The 20,877-nt window shown below is 36.7% G+C and carries 21 protein-coding genes; 2 read left to right on the plus strand and 19 right to left on the minus strand.

The features are described 5' to 3' along the window. Positions 1 to 2 precede the first annotated feature (2 nt). Complete coding sequence (locus I5818_RS23000; RefSeq protein WP_078111228.1) at positions 3 to 623, minus strand: superoxide dismutase; 621 nt, start codon at positions 621 to 623, stop codon at positions 3 to 5. 331 nt (positions 624 to 954) lie between these two features. On the opposite strand from I5818_RS23000, the gene I5818_RS23005 reads away from it, so the two are divergent. Beyond that, positions 955 to 1,380 carry a VOC family protein gene (locus I5818_RS23005; RefSeq protein WP_078110836.1) on the plus strand — a complete coding sequence of 142 codons (426 nt, stop codon included), beginning with the start codon at positions 955 to 957 and terminating at the stop codon, positions 1,378 to 1,380. Positions 1,381 to 1,526: 146 nt separating this feature from the next. Here I5818_RS23005 and I5818_RS23010 read toward each other — a convergent pair whose 3' ends face one another. The 16 genes from I5818_RS23010 to I5818_RS23085 all read right to left on the minus strand — a co-directional run bounded on the left by I5818_RS23010 (position 1,527) and on the right by I5818_RS23085 (position 17,232). After that, positions 1,527 to 2,399, minus strand: coding sequence for an ROK family protein (locus I5818_RS23010; RefSeq protein ID WP_058004567.1), 873 nt, complete (start codon positions 2,397 to 2,399; stop codon positions 1,527 to 1,529). 218 nt (positions 2,400 to 2,617) lie between these two features. Next, positions 2,618 to 4,030, minus strand: a complete 1,413-nt coding sequence (locus tag I5818_RS23015; protein ID WP_078110835.1) for a glycoside hydrolase family 1 protein — start codon at positions 4,028 to 4,030, stop codon at positions 2,618 to 2,620. A 348-nt stretch (positions 4,031 to 4,378) separates the two neighbouring features. Next, positions 4,379 to 5,338 carry a mannose-6-phosphate isomerase, class I gene (gene manA / locus I5818_RS23020; RefSeq protein ID WP_078110834.1) on the minus strand — a complete coding sequence of 320 codons (960 nt, stop codon included), beginning with the start codon at positions 5,336 to 5,338 and terminating at the stop codon, positions 4,379 to 4,381. 335 nt (positions 5,339 to 5,673) lie between these two features. Then, positions 5,674 to 6,090 (minus strand): VOC family protein, encoded by a 417-nt coding sequence (locus I5818_RS23025; RefSeq protein ID WP_078110833.1) that lies wholly within the window; start codon positions 6,088 to 6,090, stop codon positions 5,674 to 5,676. Positions 6,091 to 6,116: 26 nt separating this feature from the next. Next, the gene (locus tag I5818_RS23030; RefSeq protein WP_058004563.1) at positions 6,117 to 6,821 is read right to left on the minus strand and encodes a YqeB family protein; all 705 of its coding nucleotides are present in this window, start codon (positions 6,819 to 6,821) and stop codon (positions 6,117 to 6,119) included. 79 nt (positions 6,822 to 6,900) lie between these two features. Next, entirely contained in the window at positions 6,901 to 7,512 is a 612-nt protein-coding gene (locus I5818_RS23035) for a TetR/AcrR family transcriptional regulator (protein ID WP_078110832.1), read from the minus strand. A gap of 204 nt (positions 7,513 to 7,716) precedes the next feature. Continuing rightward, positions 7,717 to 8,403 (minus strand): hypothetical protein, encoded by a 687-nt coding sequence (locus I5818_RS23040; RefSeq protein ID WP_078109744.1) that lies wholly within the window; start codon positions 8,401 to 8,403, stop codon positions 7,717 to 7,719. After that, on the minus strand, positions 8,400 to 9,296 hold the full coding sequence (locus I5818_RS23045; protein ID WP_078109743.1) for an ABC transporter ATP-binding protein: 897 nt from the start codon (positions 9,294 to 9,296) through the stop codon (positions 8,400 to 8,402). The genes I5818_RS23040 and I5818_RS23045 overlap by 4 nt, the downstream gene beginning before the upstream one ends. 1 nt (position 9,297) lies before the next feature. Further along, a complete protein-coding gene (locus I5818_RS23050; RefSeq protein ID WP_058004559.1) occupies positions 9,298 to 9,663 on the minus strand; it encodes a GntR family transcriptional regulator in 366 nt (121 codons plus the stop codon). A gap of 458 nt (positions 9,664 to 10,121) precedes the next feature. Continuing rightward, on the minus strand, positions 10,122 to 11,117 hold the full coding sequence (locus tag I5818_RS23055; RefSeq protein ID WP_078109742.1) for an SPFH domain-containing protein: 996 nt from the start codon (positions 11,115 to 11,117) through the stop codon (positions 10,122 to 10,124). Between the two features lie 44 nt (positions 11,118 to 11,161). Next, complete coding sequence (locus I5818_RS23060; RefSeq protein WP_078109741.1) at positions 11,162 to 12,031, minus strand: TPM domain-containing protein; 870 nt, start codon at positions 12,029 to 12,031, stop codon at positions 11,162 to 11,164. After that, the gene (locus I5818_RS23065; RefSeq protein WP_071977471.1) at positions 12,028 to 13,056 is read right to left on the minus strand and encodes a TFIIB-type zinc ribbon-containing protein; all 1,029 of its coding nucleotides are present in this window, start codon (positions 13,054 to 13,056) and stop codon (positions 12,028 to 12,030) included. Before I5818_RS23065 ends, I5818_RS23060 begins: the two co-directional genes overlap by 4 nt. 119 nt (positions 13,057 to 13,175) lie before the next feature. Further along, entirely contained in the window at positions 13,176 to 13,853 is a 678-nt protein-coding gene (locus I5818_RS23070) for a PspA/IM30 family protein (protein WP_078109740.1), read from the minus strand. A 237-nt stretch (positions 13,854 to 14,090) separates the two neighbouring features. Continuing rightward, positions 14,091 to 15,089, minus strand: a complete 999-nt coding sequence (locus I5818_RS23075) for an anti-sigma factor C-terminal domain-containing protein (protein WP_071977470.1) — start codon at positions 15,087 to 15,089, stop codon at positions 14,091 to 14,093. Between the two features lie 8 nt (positions 15,090 to 15,097). After that, the gene (locus I5818_RS23080; RefSeq protein ID WP_078109739.1) at positions 15,098 to 15,607 is read right to left on the minus strand and encodes a sigma-70 family RNA polymerase sigma factor; all 510 of its coding nucleotides are present in this window, start codon (positions 15,605 to 15,607) and stop codon (positions 15,098 to 15,100) included. 158 nt (positions 15,608 to 15,765) lie between these two features. Next, the gene (locus tag I5818_RS23085) at positions 15,766 to 17,232 is read right to left on the minus strand and encodes a protein adenylyltransferase SelO (protein ID WP_078109738.1); all 1,467 of its coding nucleotides are present in this window, start codon (positions 17,230 to 17,232) and stop codon (positions 15,766 to 15,768) included. A gap of 230 nt (positions 17,233 to 17,462) precedes the next feature. Between I5818_RS23085 and I5818_RS23090 the strand changes: the two genes are divergently transcribed. Beyond that, the gene (locus tag I5818_RS23090) at positions 17,463 to 18,398 is read left to right on the plus strand and encodes an NADP-dependent oxidoreductase (protein WP_078109737.1); all 936 of its coding nucleotides are present in this window, start codon (positions 17,463 to 17,465) and stop codon (positions 18,396 to 18,398) included. A 64-nt stretch (positions 18,399 to 18,462) separates the two neighbouring features. Here I5818_RS23090 and I5818_RS23095 read toward each other — a convergent pair whose 3' ends face one another. Together I5818_RS23095 and nhaC are read right to left on the minus strand one after the other, a co-directional pair. Further along, complete coding sequence (locus I5818_RS23095; RefSeq protein WP_058004550.1) at positions 18,463 to 19,329, minus strand: MBL fold metallo-hydrolase; 867 nt, start codon at positions 19,327 to 19,329, stop codon at positions 18,463 to 18,465. A gap of 1 nt (position 19,330) precedes the next feature. Continuing rightward, a complete protein-coding gene (gene nhaC, locus I5818_RS23100) occupies positions 19,331 to 20,749 on the minus strand; it encodes a Na+/H+ antiporter NhaC (protein ID WP_313902896.1) in 1,419 nt (472 codons plus the stop codon). Positions 20,750 to 20,877 lie beyond the last annotated feature (128 nt).

Genomic DNA, 20,877 nt, shown 5'->3' on the forward strand with positions numbered 1-20,877 from the left:
TATTAGCTTATGGCTTGCTCATATTTTTCTGCTACTACGTCCCAATCAATAATATTGAAAAAACTCTCAATATATTCCGGTCTTCTATTTTGATAGCTTAAATAATATGCATGCTCCCAGACATCAAGACAAAGAATAGGTGTTTTGCCTTCCATAATCGGATTATCCTGATTTGGTGTGCTCATTACTTCCAATTGACCATTTTTATTAACAACAAGCCATGCCCAACCAGAACCAAAACGAGTGGTTGCAGCATCAGCAAATTGTTGTTCAAAGATGCTAATATTTCCGAACGTTTCATTTAACACCTCTGCTAATTTTCCAGAAGGGGCAGATGCTTCTTTAAACGGAGCAATAATCTCCCAGAAAAGTGTATGATTAAAATGTCCTCCACCATTATTTCTAATGGCTGTTCTAATATCTTCAGGTAATGAACCCAAATCACTAAGTATTTCTTTTAATGATTTACTTTGTAACTCACTTTTCCCTTCTAGTGCAGCATTTAACTTATCTACATATGTTTGATGGTGTTTGCCATAGTGAATTTCCATTGTTTGCTTGTCTATGTATGGTTCCAATGCATCAAATGTATATTTTAATTTTGGTAGTTCAAATTTCCCCATTTTCAATTTACCTCCAATATAATGTTTTATACTTTTTATATTAAAATGTATAAAAAGTATAATAAAATAGTACTTCATATCAAACCCAAAGTCAATTTAATCATTCGACTATTTTAATGTATAAATGTCGAAAAATTTTTTATATAATGGCAGATATTTATTCTGAAAAATATTTTAATTCCGTAAAATACTGGTTAAAATAAATGTACATCATTTTTTATGACTGTTATCTACTATTTTGTGTCTACTATTTTAATTGGCTATACATACTTACAATTTAAGCAAAAATAGTCTTCTGAATGATTATGAATTCACTAAAGGAGTGAAGTTAATGTCTCTTAATGTATATTTAGTCTTTAATGGAAATTGTCGTGAAGCAGTTGAATTCTATGCGAAAGTTTTCGATACAGAAACACCGCAAATAATGAGTTTTGCTGATTCACCACCGAATCCGGAATACCCATTACCAGAGGAAGCAAAAAATTTAGTCATGCATGCGCGTCTTACTATAAACGGAAGTACTGTAATGTTTTCTGATACATTTCCTGGTATGCCATTCACTGTTGGAAACAATATTAATATAACCATCGTTAGTCAAAGTAAAGATGAAATTACAACATATTTTCATCGATTAAAAGAAGGTGGAACGGTGGATATGGAGCTCCAAGAAACATTTTGGAGTAAGTGCTACGGACAATTAACAGACAAATTTGGTATCCCTTGGCAGTTAAGCTATGAAAGCGAAGAAAATAAGTAATAATTGATGATAAAAAATTAAATGGGTTCCTTTCCCTGTTTAATAGGAAATATGGAACCCATCCTTATATTTTTAACCATTTATTTTGACGGTACCGAGAAATGGACTTTTCATTTCTCGTATTTTTTACTTATATTTTTTCCTAATTAGCTCTGAATCTCTTCTTTTATAGCTTGATGTGCTAGCAAAAGAGCGCCTGTAATCCCTGCGTGATCTCCTAGCCCTGGACTTACGATATATGTCTTTAGATCAGGTAAGGTGACATAATCATTTAGCAACTCATTAAGATACTTATATATAGAAGCAAACACTTGCTTCTGCTTCATCACTCCACCACCTAGTATGATTCGTTTTGGTGATATGATTAAAATATATTGCATAAGAGCTTGTGCAATATAGTAACCTTCTAAATCCCATACTTCCTTCTGATCTACTAAATCGATTCCTTTTTTGCCCCATCGCTCCTCAATAGCAGGTCCGGCTGCGAGCCCCTCTAAGCAATCCTTATGGTAAGGGCATTTTCCATGATACTGATCATTATGATGTCGCCTTACTAAGATATGTCCCATTTCAGGATGGGATAGACCTTGAAGAAGTTTCCCCTGAACAACAGCACCTGCACCAATTCCGGTACCAACTGTAATATATATACAGCTGTCCAATCCCTTAGCCGCTCCAAGAGTCGCTTCCCCTAAGGCAGCTGCATTTACATCAGTATTGAAACCAATCGGTAGAGAAAATGCATCCTTCAATGCTTGTACAATTGGATAGTTTCTCCACGGTAGTTTAGGTGTAGTGGTGATCATTCCATAGTTTGGACTTTCAGAATTTACATCAATTGGTCCAAATGAACCGACCCCGATCGCATTTAATGAATGTTTCTTAAAAAATCCGATGACCTCAGTCATTGTTTCTTCCGGCACTGTTGTTGGGATCTGCAACCGATCAATAATATTCCCCCTTTCATCTCCTACTGCACAAACGAATTTTGTTCCTCCAGCTTCAATTGCACCAAACATTTCAGCTTCCTCCACTATTTCTTATTTATATTGATGTTTTGTCAAATACCCGTAGGAAATGAAACAGGGCCCCAATTAAATTTGCATCATTCTCGAACTGACACGCTTCAATAGTGCTAAAGATCTTTTCTCGAACAAATGAAGGGAATGACAGTCTTCAACGATATTTGTTAAATCTTTACCTAAATAACAATAATAGTTGAAAAAAGAGCCTTAGTTTAAAATCCATTATTTTGTGAGACTTCTTTATACCATTTCCCTGATTTCTTAATCGTTCTTTTTAAATTATTATTCAAATCTACTTCGACTAATCCATATCGATTCTTATAGGCATTTGTCCATGACCAGTTATCCATGAACGTCCAAAGGTGATAACCTAAGCAATTCGCTCCCTCACCAATACCTTTATGCACCCACTTTAAGTGTTCTTGGATAAACTCAATCCGATAATCATCCTCAATATACCCTTCATCATTACGGAATTTTTCTTCTCCCTCAACACCCATTCCATTCTCTGAAATAAAAAATGGGATATTCTCATAATGGTCACGAAGATCGATCATTATGTCATATATAACTTCCTCGCATATTTCCCAGCCACGATGAGGATTGATTTTCCTTCCAGGCATAATATAAGGATCAAATAGATGTTCAGGCATAAAGGCTTCATCTTCTGATACGGGGGATTCCTTTGCTTTTACTCGGCGTGGCTGATAATAGTTCACTCCTAAAATATCAATTGGATTGTTTTTTATGACAGATAAATCCTCAGCTTCTACGTTTGGTAGTAGTTCTCTTTCACGTAAGATATCAATTAATTCTTTCGGATACTCTCCTTTTGTTACAGGATCAAGGAAACTACGGTTAAAGAATAAATCCGCAATATGAGCAGCTTTTACGTCGACAGCATCCAAACAGCGTGGATAAGATGGGGTCAAATTAAGAATAATACCTATTTTTCCATCTATATTTAATTTTTTAAAAACCTCAACTGCCTTTGCATGAGCGACAATGGTATGATGAGCAACCTGTGCCCCTCTTTTGAAATCTACTACTCTTGGATAATGTAAATCATATAAATATCCTGCCTCGACTGGGACAATAGGTTCATTAAATGTAAACCAATACTTCACTCTATCCCCAAATAATTGAAAACAATTTTCTGCAAATTTCACGTATGCCTCAATGACTTCCCTACTTTCCCAGCCACCCTTCTCCTGCATACACATAGGCATATCAAAATGGTATAAATTCAAGAAAGGTTCTATATCATTAGCAATTAGTTCATCGATGACGTTATTATAAAAATCAACCGCCTTCTGGTTCACTTGTCCGATCCCATCTGGAATCAATCGCGACCATTGTATAGACGTTCGAAAGGAATTATGTCCCGTTTCTTTCATTAGTTTAATGTCTTGCTTATACCGATGATAGAAATCAGATGTATGCTCTGGGCCCACTTCATTATAGAAACACCCTGGCTCGACACTGAACCAATAATCCCATATGCTCGGTTTTCGACCGTCACATTGTGAGGCACCTTCTGTTTGTGGACCTGATGCAGCACTTCCCCACCAGAAATTCTTTGGAAAGCGATAGGTTTCTTTCGTACCTTGTAAATTATTTAGCAACGTTCATCACCCCTTCTACAATAATCTATTACTGTTTTCTCTCATTATATGTATTGTTTTCATGGGGTGTAGCTCCAGCATTCTTCTTAAATTGCTTATATATGATAGGTCGTATCAACTGTTGGCCCAATGTTTTAAATGATATCCTGGAGCATAATGGGAATTTATAAACTAAAGACATTTCGTACAATTGGGCTTCGCATATTCACTAGATACTTGTATCGAACTCATAAAAATTATCACCCTAAATATATAGTATCGCTGCTAAAATAGTATTTTATCTACGTACAAATCAAGCACAATTTCCGGAGAAGTACTCACCGTTATTAAACGTATAACAGTTTATTTTTATTCATGTGATACTATAAATTCTGCTTCCCCATCTAACGTATACTCCCGAATTCCGTATGGAAGGATAAAATGACTACCCTTTGTTAACACGAAAGACTTTCCATCAATATCGAGAACTGCATGCCCCTTAATAACACTCACCTGTAAAAAATTCGCAGTCATTTTGCAAGTAGCCTGTCCATTCAATTGCCAGTGATAAACGGTAAAATACTGTTCCTGTACCAGCTTCTTTTCACATAGACCACCTTGAATCGTTTCTACTGGCTTAACATAAGCATCTTGGTGTGGAATAGTCGTTACTTGCTTTGCGCGCTCCAAATGCAACTCTCTTTTATTCCCATCGGAATCCATACGATCATAGTCGTATACGCGATAGGTAATATCTGAGCTCTGTTGAGTTTCTAGAATGACAATCCCCTTTCCAATCGCATGAATTGTCCCACTTGGAACATAGACAAAATCTCCTGCTTTTACTTTTACTCGCCTTAAGAGCTTATCCCATTCTCCCTTATCGACCATTCGAGTAAATTCCTCAGATGTTTTAGCATGATGGCCTAGCACAAGCTCCGCCCCTTCTTCGGCGCTTAATACATACCAGCATTCTGTTTTACCTAAGGGGACACCTTCAACTTCACGTGCAAACTGATCATTTGGATGAACTTGAACAGATAAATCATCAGCTGCATCAAGAATTTTAACTAATAATGGATACTCTCCAGAATCGACGGTCTCCCTATTAAAAAGCTCCTTATGTTCATTCCATGCATCAGCTAATGTTTTCCCAGTTAGAGGACCATTAGTAATGACACTTGGCCCATGTAAATGCGCAGAAATCGCCCATGCCTCACCCGTCTTCTCAAACGGGATCTCATAAGAAAATTCTGTTTTTAATTTCTGCCCTCCCCAAATTCGTTCTTGAAAGACCGGCTGTAAAAAAATCGGTTCATTATTGTACATCGTGCACCTCCAACAAGAAATGAAACGGTTCTCCTCGTTCTAAAAAACTAAAAGGAGCCGCTTTTTGTTTCGTAAATTCATATTCAGAAATTACTATACCATTTGTAGAAAATTTGGCAATTGTTTCATCAATTCACTTAAATAGAAATAAGATAAAACTTTTATACGTATCAACCGTTATGAAAGTAACTTGAAGGAAATGAAAAAGGTAAGATAAATCTGTATATAGAAAGCACACTAATATAAAGTTTAGTGTGCTTTTTAATGGGACAGGAATAAGAAATTCGAAGAAAAATCAAGTGATAACTAATGAATCCTCCCTCTTCACTTCTATGCTATCCCTCCATATTAGGATTCCAAACTATCTCCCATAAATGACCATCTGGATCTTGAAAATAGCCAGAGTATCCACCCCAAAAAGTATCATGAGGAGGTACTGTTATCGTTGCATTTGCTTTCCTTGCTTGCTCCATTACCCTATCTACATCTTCCTTGCTTCCAACATTATGCCCAATCGTAAATTCAGTTGGACTTGGTGCGCTTTGACTGATCTTTGTATCATAAGCTATATCTTTCCGGTTCCAAATAGCAAGCTTTACACCCGCTTGTAAATCAAAAAAGGCGACTGCACCATGCTCAAATTCCTGTCCAACTATACCTTTTGTAGGTAGTCCCAGTCCATCTCGATAAAATAACAGCGATCTTTCTAAATCATCTACACCCAAAGTAATGACAGTAATATGCGGGTTCATAACCTGTGGCCCCCTCTAAAAAGTTATTATCCAATCTTCTCCACTTTTCTCCAGTATTGACATGTCTCTTCATCACGAACGATATAGCCGAGCTTTTCAAGTTCCTTTCTTAATTCTTTAACATCCTTCACTTCATTATTTTTTAATGCCATTTCTCTTGCTTTCATTAATGCATTGGCTGATAATGATAATTCTGGTGAATCCGGTACCCACCTTCTATATTCGTCTTTGAATGGATCACCTTCTGCTAACCAAGAATAGCCGTGCTTGATAAATGCATCACATATTTTTTTGGGGGAATCATCATGTTTCTCCCTTACTAATTCATGTCCTGATTTTCCGAGTATCACTAGTTCCTTTCCATCTAAAAATACTGATTCGATTTGTTCATTTAATAGCCTAGTTTTTTGCTCATCTTTTTCCAATAAGATCTCTTGATCTGTCAATGTGATAATCAGAATTTCTTTAATCGCTATATACGCAATCACTATACCAGCAATACAACCAAGAGCTGCTAAAATAATTGGTAACCACGGACCATTCAAAGCGTGGATTAGTTTTATTGGTCCTTCAAACGGCAGCCAAGGAAGTTTTAATGCCCAATCCGCAATCCTTGGCAAAAAGTATCCTAATAGTAAACCTAGTATACTAAATCCTCCATATAGTAAGATTCCAAGAGCTTTTGAATATCCTAGAATAGTTTTCGAACTAGAATTTATTTCACCTGACATCAAATAGAACACTTCCTTTCATCCATCATATATTCGTAAAGTCTTGATTGACTTGTTTGAAACCAGCTATGATATAGTTTTATTTTTTTACTGCGCTGCTAATGATGTGAACCACTTCATTTATATACGTACTTAAATCAACTTTCTTAGTAAGGACAGGATTGGTAAACATATATTCGTTAATTGCCCCTTGAATAACATTTGCCATCACGTCTACATGAAAGGATTTAAATTCCCCACTTTTCTGTCCTTCATATAAAATTAGTTTAAGCTCTGCCAAAATCGGATCTTCTTCCTCATCATCCACTAATTTATAGTAGGGAATGTTTTCAGGTGTTCTAGCATTAAAAACGATTTCTATAAGCGCTGTATTATGTGCAGGATGTGTATTTTGATAGGATAGACTTGCCTTTATAAATGCATTTAATTTCTCCTGTGCTGAATTTGCCGCAAGTACATGATCCATAATATATGAAGTGGATTCTTCCAAAAGCTTTGTCAACAGATGATTAATTAGGTCCTCTTTATTGGAAAAATGGTATGAAATCAATGCTGTACTGATCCCTGCTCGCTTAGCTATTTGCGAAAGGCTTGATTTAACATATCCAATTTCATCCAGTGTTTTAATTGCTGCTTCAATAATTTGATCACGTCGTGCTTCTGCTATAAAGGATTGCTTTCCCTTTTCCATTATTCAGTTCTCCTTCGTATTCATCGTAATATTTAAAAAAATATTGTTCACTTACTCACCTATTGAATAGTTATTTAATTTTTTAATTGATCGTTCAATCAAATTTTAGCATAATCAAAATATTATAGTCAATTTTTAATACAAAAGAGCAATCCACAGAAGTTAGTATGAACTTCTGTGGATTGCTCTTTAAACTCCCTAAGGCTATACTGTAGCTTTTCGAAGCAACCAATAAGAAACCACCATATAAATAATTACTAAAGGTATCATCCATAATGCAAGTTCGAATGCAGTATGCTTAGCGATCCAATAAAATATATCCATCCACCATTCATAATAAGTACAAAGAAAGGCAAGAATGCTGGACAATACAAACAGCACCCCAAGGAAAATGAGTAATCCGCTACGTCCAAATCGTTGAAACACACTTGATATTACAAAACCCAAATAACACATATGCAACATGACAATAAAGGAGATGGAAATTTGTTCAATTTGTAAGCCATCATTTAAATAGGGAAGATGAAAAAAATGCAGGTTAACTCCCCATCCTCCACTCCACTGTTCAATATTATTAAGTATTAACAAAACAATGGCTATACCTGCACTCATTGCAACAAAAATTCCCAACGTTCCAAGATAAAAGTCTTTTCTACTAATACTTAAACCAATCGCAAATTGAAACATCTGAGATATCGTAACCATTCCCATTACAAGCATGTATATATAAATGGACATCAAGCCCCCGGTGTACATTGGGTCGTTCCCATCTAGCAGGAAGCTAATAACTAGGTTGACGAAAAAGCTGAAGAATAATATGATCCACGGAGTGTAAATCCATCCCCACTTTTCACGAACATGCATTTTCATAACACCCATTACTTGACTCATTCGTAACCGACCGCCCTTCCTTGGGAATTACCATTTGTAAGGTAGATAATTAATTGTTGTAAAGATACTGGGGTAAGTTCAAGACCAAGTGATTCAGCTTGTTTACGATCATCCATTCCGAGGCTACCCATAATAATAGCTGAATGAAACCCACCTAATGGTGTATGATTAATCACTGTTTTCCCTGAAATAAATGTGTCTACTTTGTTAGCCAAACCTGTAACCGTAAAAGCACGTCCCCGCAGCATATCTGCATCTTCATTAATAATAAGCTCGCCCTTTTCTATGACAATAACATGCTCTAGTATTTTACTTACTTCATCGATTAAATGTGTGGATAAAACAATTGTACGTGGATGTTCTGCATAATCCTCAATTAAACGATTATAAAACAATGTTCTGGATACTGCGTCTAGACCGAGATAGGGTTCGTCAAAAATTGTAAGGGGTGAACGACTTGCAAGACCTATGATTATTCCTACCGACGATAACATCCCTCGAGATAACCTTTTTATTCTTCGGGATAGTGGCAGTTGGAAATCATTAATCAATAATTCAGCATAAGATTGATCCCAATTAGGAAAGAGTTCCGAAGAAATGTTTAATACATCCTGTACAGTAAAATTTGGTGGATATTTTTGACTTTCCTTGATAAAGCAAATTTTACTAAGTGCTTGATTATTTTCATAAGGAACCTCTCCAAAAACCTTTACTTCTCCGCTCGTTGCAAATAGTTGGGCAGTGATCATGTGCATGATTGTTGTTTTTCCTGCACCATTCCTCCCAAGTAGCCCATATATTTTATTGGGCTCAAATGAAAATGAAACATTATTCACAGCATTCATATTTCCATATGATTTAGTTAAATTCTTAACCTCTACCGCATTCCCCATTTTACTTATCCCCCTTTTTGATCATATCCGTAAGCTCTTCTACCGAAATCCCTAACTTATCCGCCTCTTGCAACATTTTAATTACATACTGTTCAAAAAACTGTTCCTTTCTTTTTTCCATCAACTTTGCTCGTGCCCCTTCTGCGACAAACATTCCGATGCCGCGTTTTTTATATAAAATTCCTTGATCTACTAAGAGATTGACACCTTTCGCCGCTGTTGCTGGGTTGATTTGGTAAAAGGAAGCGAATTGATTAGTGGATGGTACCTGTGATTCCTCAAGTAACCCTCCATTAATGATGTCATCCTCAATCCGTTCAGCTATTTGAACAAAGATAGGACGACTATCATCGATTAACATGCTCATTCCCTCACCACCTGATTGGTTAGTTACTTATGTAATTAACCATACATGTAATGAATCAAAAAGTCAATTCCTATTTCAAAATTCATGCAAACGTCTATCCCCTTTTGCTTTGTACGTTGGGAGTTAGTAGGAATTTCGATATGTAGACAGAAATCTATGGATATTTACTAATCATTCATATGAAGACTGTTTTCTTATCGTTTGTTGCTTTTGTAGAAGCCCAACTGCCGGGCTTTTACACCCACACAATAAAGGGTTCCAGCGGTTCTTATGGAGATTGCAGCTCTTTTCTCAGTAAAATGAAAGGTGTAGTGATCTTTAGCTGATAGTTATTAATTAAAACTCAATGTTTGAGAAAAGAAGCTATATGGAAAAAGGGACTTATTTCATTAAGAAACAAGTCCCTTTTTTCCATATATTGCTAAAAATACACTAGTATTGCCTTTAACAGATGATTTTTAAATAAGCTTTTGCCCACAGTTTGAACAGAAATTTGCATTTCCTGTTTTTGTCCCACAATTCGGGCAAAAGTTAGGCCTTTTTTGTTCAGCTGTCTGCTGTGGCGAATGGGATTGATCATCTTGTGATACTGCAGGCTGATTTGGGGTATTTTGATTCATTTGATTCATCATTTGATTAGCGATATTCATTCCCATCATCATCCCTGCCATATCAGTTGCAGTCCCACCACCCTTCATTTTTCCAGATGCCATACCATCTATCATTGAAATCTGCTGATATTTATCAATATTACCAACCATTCCATATGAGGCATTTTTGTTAATCATGTCTTGAATTTCTTTTGGATAATTGAAACTCATGACATTAAATCCTGTAATTGAAATACCAATTTCCATCAGCTGCATATCTAAGTCCTCTTGAATCCCCTTGGATATTTCGAAGGAGTTGGCCTGCAGATTAAACATATCCCTTCCTTCCTTCGAAATCCATTTCATGAGTAACTGATCAAGAATAGACGTAATACGTATTCTGACATCTTCAACTAAGTAACTATCTTTCACACCAGCAATTTTATCAATCAATGCGATATAATCATTTACTTTAAAGTTAAACGTGCCATTTGCTCGAATCGGAATCCCACCTGGAAATCCAGGAGAAGGAATATTAATCGGATTTCTAGTTCCCCATTTAACATTAAACTCTTTCGTATTTACAAATAGCACTTCTACCCGCATACCACTATTAAAGCCGAACTTAAAGCCTTTTAAAGTCGATAGAAAGGGGATGATTTGAGATTCGATATCATACTCCCCTTCATCCTCGAACACCCCTTCGATTTTTCCATTGTTTAAAAATATAGCATCCTGACCTGGGCGAATAATCAATTTACTTCCCTTTTTAATTTCACGATTACTCCATTTATAGAAGATCATATCATCTCTAAATTCTTCCCATTCTACAACATTAGCAAATTGGTTTCTAAAAAAAGACATCTAGCTTGTGCTCCTTTCAACAATCGTTGGCTAAACAAATATATTTAAAACTTACCTCCACTTCCGCTATGCGAATGACCACCTCTTGAAATTCCGCCTCCACCACTTGTGTTATTTGTATTATTTGAAGGTTTCTTCTGTTTCGTTACAGTTTGTCTTACAAATCTATCAGACCTGCTAAGCACTTTTGAATGTTTATTATTTATATAGGTTTGACCATTTACTGTTACTCTACCACCAGAGCTATAAATCATGATAGCAACAACAATGCCAGCTACAACTAAAGCAGCTATGACTTGAAACCACCATTGAAAAAGAATATTTTCTGAATCAACATTCGTGTCTTCATTCGCATACTCATGATGGTCCGCATCAGAATCATATCCATTATACTCTTCCGAACCGTTGCTTGGCTCTTCACCCATATACTCATGAGAAGTAGTGATATAGTCCGAAAATGCTTCAAAATAGTTCCCCTCTGATAGAGCAGGGGTAATTTCATCACGAATGAGATCGAGACGTTCGTCAGTCAAATAATCCTCTGCTTTTTTAAAGCCTGCTAAATATATATCCCGACCCTGCATATCTAAAAATAAAATAGCAGTATTTCCAAACGGCTGATCATATCCAGGGCCATTCTCATCGTAGTAATCTCCCACATATTGTTTTGCACTCTTTCCATCGGTTCCATTTACCGTAATTATTATGAAAGCAGTATCTCTTTCCTCACTTAGCCGACTAGATAATTCTTGAAGCTTTGACGCTTCTTGATCTGTCAAGAGACCTGCATCATCATAAATATACTTATGGCGGTCAAAGGTCTCCGCTTTAGCTGTTATACCCATGGACAAGATAAGCACTAGAGACATCAATAAGAAAAGGAAGCCCTGCTTTTGCATACTAATTGTACTCACCAGAAGCCACCTCCCATAAAATAGGAAACACATTTTAAGGCGAGGAAGGTTCCCGCTGCTATACCACTAAACCATGTCGCCACTTTTCCAGTACTGATTGGCGGTTTACCAACAATTTTTCCTGTCTGTCCGTTCATCGCAAATGTATAAATAGTATTATTATAATTATAGCTGACCATCCAAACAGGCAGTAACACATAATCGCTATTCATATTTCTCGTATGAATTTGCTTATTCAAATAACGAACGGAATGATAGCCTGATAGTGTTGAAGAAATATAGGATTCAATATAGCCACTAATTTTATCTTCTGCCCGCGGGAGTAGTTCTTCATCTGTATAATTGTATTTCTCAGCAATATATCCTGCCAAATACGGGGTTTTAAAATCTTTTAGTTGATCATATGGGAATGGTTCCAATTTATCCATCAATTTATCATCCATCTTCTCTGATGCATCAACAGGAACCTTGTCATACTCCAAGTTAATATCACGATAAACATCATAATAATTTGTTTCTGTATAGATATAATCTCCCCGTGTATATGTCCTTACCTTTGTACACTCCGCACTTACTTGGACCTTACTATTCAAGTCAAATAGCCAAAAAGGAACATACATCCCTGTTACACTCTTTATTCGATCCGCAGTCATAAAACCTTTTGGGGTTAAAAGTCCTTTTCTACACCATTTTTGAAAGGCACTTCCTGCCTCCTCCTTGCTGATCGTAAAAGGGATCACCTTCCTAGGTGCAAGATGGCCTGACAATCGATCCGCAATGACTACACCCGCTCCACAAAAGCTACACGTCGTTGCAGCTGTTTCCGCTTCCGTAATTAAAACAGCACCACAATTCTCACAATGGTATTCATTTGCCTCTTCCTCCGAAAATCTCGCGGTAATCAGCTCTTCGGGGTAATTTTCTATATTTTCTTGACTTCCACAGCTTTGACAGGATAAATTTCCTGATTCACTATCAAAACTCATATCACTGCCACAGCTAGGGCATTTATAATGAAGTATCATGTTTTACTCACCTCTTATTTATCAAGCAAAGGATAAAATGAAAAGAGATAGCGTTCCAAAGGGGTTGTCTGTTTAGGAGTCTGACTCCTTACAATAAGACAACCCCTTTAGTTATTCACCTATCCATTATTTTGTATTTTAGCCTTCAATGCAGCAAGTTCATTATCCACACTGCTCGTTTCGTCATATTTAGCAGTTAGCTCCTCGATATCATCTTTTGGATCAGCATTTAATTCTGCCATCGCATTCGCTTCATCTAGCGCACGATTCACCTTATCCTCCATTCGTCCAAATGCAGAAATGGTATTACTTGAGTCCGCAGCAGAAGCCCCAAGCTTATTCATTTTTTCTTGTGTCTTAGCAACTGACCATTTTGCTTTCAGCATACTTCTTCTGGATTCCAATTCTCCGATATCACCAACCAACTTGTCATGCATTTGTTTCATTTGCTTTGAGTTTGTTGCTGCTAATTGATACGCTGCTTCCAATTCGGATAATTTTGTTGCCAGGGTTCCCTTCTTCTCTAAAAACTTCCTAGCATCTCCTTCATTTCCTGCTTCTAAAGCCTTTATTGCATAGCGTTCCATTTTTTCCATTTCTTCTTGACACTCATTTAATACTCTTTTCGCCCGCTGTTCCTCTGCCATAACTGATGCTGTCTCAGATTTAACCTTACCTAAATCTTTATTTAAGTTTCTTAAGTATTGATCGATCATTTTTTCTGGATTTTCTGCCTTATCTAATAATGCATTAATATTACTGGACATAATATCTTTAAATCTTGTAATAATACTCATCTTTTACATACCTCCAATATTTTTCAGTATTCGTCTTTCGTAATACAATCCCTTATTTTTTAGTAAAATAGATACAGAAAAACTTATTACTACACTATACTGTTTTATTTTATAAAAAGTTTCATTTTTTAGAAGGAGCACGGCACTTATTTTGCAAAACAAAATTACTTCTTCCTTTCCAGAATACCACTCCCTTTGCATGTTTGCTCTGATTATGCTGATACTGTTTTCTTAGAGTCACCCTTCCCAATTCCAATATTCAAATTTACCTAATTCAGCACCTTGAATAAATGGATAGTTTTTTAGTTTTAATAATTCCTTTACAGGACCAGTAACAACTGCACCATATACCTGAAAGCCATTTTTCTTTAAATAATTATATCTTTTCTCTAAATGAGACAAGCCTAAAACTCTATCTATATAGGTATCACTCTCATGGTCTAATAAATTTTTCATATTTGCTAGCATAATTTTTTCATTCTCGCTTATTGTTTCCTTACTAATATTCATTAAAGAAGAAGAATGGTAATCATCCGTTTTCCGTGCCCTAGATAAACCTAATGTTTCTACAGACACATTCCCCTTACCGCTTTCCATATAATCTACTTTTTTTATTGATTTAAGCTCACCTGCATATAGAGGCATCCAAAGAACATCAACATCAACGTTTTCCAATTGCTTAAGAAGCTCTTTGGGTTTTAAAAATGAAGTAGTCGAAAAGGCTAAATTAGCCACTGTTCCTTCATGAATTTTATCCAATGTATCCCACACTTCGGCTGTATCTGCTAATTTTATTGTCTTCCCTGTTCGAGGGTCTTCTGGTAAATAGAAAGTGAATCGTTTAGAATCGGACGGATTTAAATAGTTTATTTCATAATTGGAAAAGGAATTAAATAGAGTTTTCTTCATTTTCACTGTTCCTACCGGTTGCTCTTCTTTTCCAATGGTTTGATAGAGTGGAAATTCTATTTTTTGAGTGAGAAAAGGTGTAATCTTTCCGGAAGTGACTTCACTAACTTCTCCATAATTCCCAGCCTGAGTCCAATCTAATGCTAGCTTCATTTGAAATTCGTGCTTTCTTCCCCAATTTGTTTGATCATAAATAATAGACAAAATCATCATATAAATGGCATATATAAATAAAAGGATGAAAATAATTCTAATAATCCTGACAGTTAGTAAAAACCTATATTTCCATAACACCTTTTTTTCCTTATCCTTTGTCCATTCCTGCATTATGTTTTTTACCCCCTCCACCGCTTACTTAATTCCTTCATCCTTTTCCTTGCGCGAAAAAGAGTGATCTTGACTTGTCCTTCACTTAGATCCATTGCTTCCTGTATATCTTCATAAGAAAACCCTGCGTATTCTCTTAAATAAATAATCGTTCGATAGTTCTCAGGCAATAATTGCAGTATTTCCTCTAGTTCTTGTATATTTTCTTTATGTACCATTTCTACTTCAGGGGTTCCATATGGGCTAACCATTTCTTTTCTCTCAAAGAAAGGAACCCACTTCCATCTTTTTCTCCTTCTCCACTCATCAATATAAGTATTCCTTGCTATTTTATAGAGCCACGGTTTAACCTCTTGATGTTTAAATCGTGATAAAGAAATCGTTGCTCGATAAAATGTTTCCTGTACCAGCTCTTCTGATAAAGAAGGAGAACTAGACAAATGAAGAAGATAATAATACAATCCCTCCGCATATCTCCGATAAATCTGATCCAGCTCATTATAACTCTGCCTATCCAAAACCCTCCCCCTTTACCACTCACTTAAACAACGAATAAAATAGTCAAAAGTTACATCAAAAATAATAAAAAAATCGTGCGTATCACACGATTTTTTTTGGGGGTCTGACCCCCATCACTTTAAAGCTTTACAGTAGTGGGGGCCTGACCCCCACTATTTCATGTACCACAAAATGTTTGGTAAGGTTGGCAAGCAGGTCCAGGAAGTGATGCATATTCATCCTGTTCTGTTGTATAGGCATAGGGGATTGAGAGAACATTGAGCAACTTCTCCATTACACTGTTATCTTCTCTCTCCACTGCTGCTTCTAGTGCTTCTTCAACTCGATGATTTCGTGGAATAATGGCTGGATTGCTTCTTTGCATTAATTCCTGCGAAGAATCTTTTGATTCCCTTTGTCTGTCTCTTCTTGATTCCCAAACATCTTTCCATTTTATAAATTCTGGTGCCTTAAACAACTTCGATTCATCTTCTATTTCGATCGTTAAGGCACGGAAGGTATTTGTATAATCTGCTTGATACTTTTGCATCAAGTTAAGTAAATCCTCAATTAGTGATTCATCATCTTTTTCTATGTTAAACAATCCTAGCTTTGCTCTCATTCCTTCAAGCCAATAGTCATGATATTGCTTAGAGTAATTTGAAATTGCATCCTGTGCTAGCTTTAGTGCATGTTCTAAATTTTTATCTAATAATGGCAAGAGACTTTCGGCAAATCGTGCTAAATTCCACCCACCTATATACGGCTGATTACCATAAGCATAGCGACCTTGCGTATCAATCGAACTAAACACAGTAGCAGGATCATACGTATCCATAAAAGCACAAGGGCCATAATCAATCGTCTCTCCACTAATCGTCATATTGTCCGTATTCATGACTCCATGGATAAACCCAACGAGCTGCCACTTGGCAATTAGTTTAGCTTGACGTTTGATTACCTCTTGAAGAAAAAACAAATATTGATTACCATCTGTACTTAATTCCGGATAGTGACGCTCGATAGCATAATCCGCCAATTCCTTCAATTCTTCCACTGTTCCCCACTGAGCAACATATTGAAAGGTTCCTACCCTTAAATGACTGGACGCTACTCTGCTCAATATCGCACCAGGCAAAACTTTCTCACGTATAGTTGCTTCTCCAGTTGTCACTACAGCCAAACTACGTGTCGTAGGAATGCCCAAAGCTTGCATCGCCTCACTGATGATATATTCACGTAACATCGGACCAAGTGCTGCTCGACCGTCACCACCGCGAGAATAAGGGGTTGGTCCAGAACCCTTGAGTTGAATATCAAGCAGTTTTCCACGAGGAGATCGTTGCTCACCAAGAAGGACTGCTCGACCGTCACCCAATCTATTGAAATGGCCAAATTGATGTCCTGCATAAGCCTGTGCAAGCGGTAATGCACCCTCGGGTAGTTGATTTCCAGCAAGAATTGCTACACCCTCTTCACTTTTTAGCTCTTCTACACTAAACCCTAATGAGTTTGCCATATGATGATTTAATATAACTAACTTTGGCGAACGAACAGGAGTGGGGTTTAGAGTAGTAAAAAGGGAATTCGGAAGGCGTGAATAGCTATTTTCCAAATTCCATCCCATCTCTTTACTATTTTCCATTATGTCACCTTTTTTCTATAAAAAATAACGATATTCTTATAAAATCTAACATCTTTTTACTAGTATAAACCCTTCTAACAGAAGGGTGCATCCTTTACTTATTGTATACTTTTTACGCAAAATAATGTGTAATCGTTGAAAGCTCTAGACTCATTCGTATAAAAGAATTTTTTCAATACACACTAATCATTAAGTTAAAAGGGAAACTAAGAAAAGGTGTTGACTATTAAATGAAGGCAATTGTTATTGATCAATATGGCGGTAAAGAAGAATTAAAGGAAAGAGAAATGCCAAAACCTACTCTTATGGAAGGAGAAGTATTAATTGAGTTGCACGCGACTTCCGTGAATCCTATTGATTGGAAACTTCGAGAAGGCTATCTAAAGGAAATGCTACCATTCGACTTTCCTATCATTTTAGGTTGGGATGCAGCAGGAATCGTTTCTGAAATTGGTGCAAATGTTTCTACAGTCAGCATCGGTGACCGAGTATTTGTTAGACCTGAAACTACTGCTCAAGGTACCTATGCAGAATATATCGTTACTGAGGAAAAACTTCTTGCAAAAATCCCTGACAATATCACTTTTGAAGAAGCTGCAGCAGTCCCACTTGCAGGTTTGACCGCCTACCAATGTCTAGTTAATTTTACACATTTAAATAAAGGTGATAAAGTGCTTATTCATGCGGGTTCTGGTGGCGTTGGAAGTTTAGGCATTCAAATAGCAAAAAGTCTTGGCTACTTTGTTGCAACTACTGGGAGCAAAAAAAATGAAGAGTTTCTAAAATCCATCGGTGCAGATATTGTAATTAAGTATGACCAACAGGATTTTGAACAGGAATTTAAGGAGTACGATCTCGTTGTAGATACGATGGGAGGAGACATCCAGGATAAAAGTTTTCAAGTGTTAAAAAAAGGGGGAACTCTAGTTTCAATCGTTCAGCCTCCAGATGAAATAAAGGCAGAAAAATTGAATGTTAACGCAAAATACCATTGGTTAATTCCAAATGGTGAACAACTAAAAAAGCTGGCGGATTTAATGGAAAAAGGGAAATTAAAACCCGTGGTAGGTTCAATTTTTGAATTTAGTGAACAAGGAGTACGAGAGGCACATGCACTCAGCGAATCCCATCATGCAAAAGGGAAAATTGTTATAAAAATTAAATAAGTGGGGTCAGACCCCCACTACTTTAAAGCTTTAACGCACTGGGGGTCTGACCCCAACTATACACCTATAATCGAATTTCCATTCCATCCACCGCTATATGGAATCCTCTGTTTTTTACTTCTTTAAATTCGGCATTTTTTGAATCGATTGCCGGGTTAGAGTGATTAAAATGGGTGAAATATATGTCTGTTTCTTCTACTAGGTTTTGGAGACGGTCCATGGTTTCTGTCATGATTGGGTGAGGTATTTCGTTATAGCTTCTTCCCATTTGCTCAATTTCTTCAATTGAATAGAACGTGCCGTCCAATAGGCAAATATCTGCTTCCTTCGCCATATCATAAATATCACGGTCCCATTCCTCCCATCTATCGATATCCGGGATATATAAGAGTTTACGAGTTGGTCCTTTAATCCAATAACCAAACGTCTCTGAAAACTCATTACGGTGTGGAACCTCAACAGGAATTATTTCTATACCAGAAGAAAGTTCCATCGATTCATCTTGGATAATTTCTATCGGGTTAATATTGTTTAGATCCACTAACTGCCTCCATGGGGCATGTGTTTCTACTAGCTGCTTCATTTTCCCACCACAATAAACCGCTACTCCGTTTGCTCCAATAGCCTCCCTCCCTAAGAACATTAATCCGGGATAATGGCCAATATGTGCATGCGTGAGCCAAATACTGTTCATCAATTGTTTTTGTAGCCGATATTTCAATTGAATAGCTGTCATTTGCTCTCTTATGTCAGGGGTAGCATCTATCAAATGCCACTCCTTTGAATGAGGTAGAATAATCGCTAAAGAGGCAGCAAATCTCCGATATTTTCTATCTTCTATTGCTCTCATACAGTTTTTGCAAAAACAATTTGGATGGGGAATACCCGCATCTTGTGCAGTACCAATAATATTCACGATCACATCGCACATGTTAATTTCCTCCTAATGATTCGGTTTCTTGCAGCGACTTTTCTTGATAATCTTTTTTCGTAATGGTCCATCCCGTAATCCCATAAATGATATTAATAACTGGCACAAGGAATGCAAAGAAAAGATAAGGTATAAATTGCTCAACGCCTACCCCTAACATATTCGCTGCGAAAACAGCAGGCACTCCCCAAGGAACCAAAGTAATCCCTACTGTTCCTGCAGCTTCCACACATCTAGATAAATTTTTAGTATCAATTTTTAAATCTTTATATGTTTCAACAAACGTTCTTGCCGGCAGGATAATCGCTAAAAATTGTGCACCGCTTGCAAATGCCACGACAAATGTTGATACAATGGTTGTAACAATCAATGAACTAGCAGACTTGATTTTTTTAACGATCGGTCGTATGAGTGTTTGAAAAACACTCGTTCCTTCTAAAAGACCACCTAAAGCGGTAGCAATCGTTAACAATCCAATTGTATTCAACATCGAAGCGATTCCACCACTATTTAACAAGGCATCTACTTCCTTTATACCAGATTCAGCATGGAAGCCATTCGTCATTGTATTTACAATAGAAGTGAGAGACTGGCCCTGTATGAAATAGGCGAGGACACCACCAAACAATCCAACAATCATTAATGTAGGTAAAGCAGGTAAACGTTTCATCATAAGAATAATAGTAAGAACAGGTAATAAAAGCAGTAATGGATGAATAAAAAATGACTTCTGAATCCCTGTTAAAATCATATCAATTTTGTCTGTATCAATCGTATGCTGATGAGAACCACCACTAAATATACCGTATAAAATCAATGAAATGATAAATGCAGGAATCGTATCCCACAGCATATGACGAACATGACTAAATAAATCTGTTTCTGCCATCGCAGGTGCAATATTGGTCGTGTCTGATAAAGGTGATAATTTATCGCCAAAAAATGCACCGGACATAACTGCACCAGCAATGATGCCTGGGGGAAACCCCATCCCCTCACCGATCACCATAAATGCTAAACCAATTGTAGCAATAGAAGTAAATGAACTTCCCAGAGTAACTGCAACGATTCCTGTAACAAGGGCAACTGCTGGAACGAAGATCGATGGATGAATAAATGATAAGCCATAATAAATCATTGTCGGAATCACCCCACTAGAAATCCACGTCCCTACAATCAACCCAATCACCAATAAAATAAAAATGGCAGGCAAAGCTTTTGAAACACCATTTACCATCATTTGCTGGAGATCATCCCATTTATATCCACTTATCAAGCCAACAAGAACTGTTGTAATGATCCCAATTATTAATGGGATGAACATCCCTGCTTTCCAAATAAAAATAGATGCAGCTCCTGAAGCAATTAAAGTTAAAATAGGTAAAAAAGCTAAACTAATTGAAATGTTTTTCCTCATCATAAATGTCTCCTTTTTTAATATGCCTATCTATCAATGCACTTTTTCTATTACTAAATATGCTGCAAGTGCAATAGTAAGATTTCTTAAAATTCGGCAAAATTCCTAAATAAAAAAAGCTTCCACCCCTA

The sequence above is a fragment of the Heyndrickxia oleronia genome (assembly GCF_017809215.1).
GTDB classification, from domain to species: Bacteria; Bacillota; Bacilli; order Bacillales; family Bacillaceae_C; genus Heyndrickxia; species Heyndrickxia oleronia.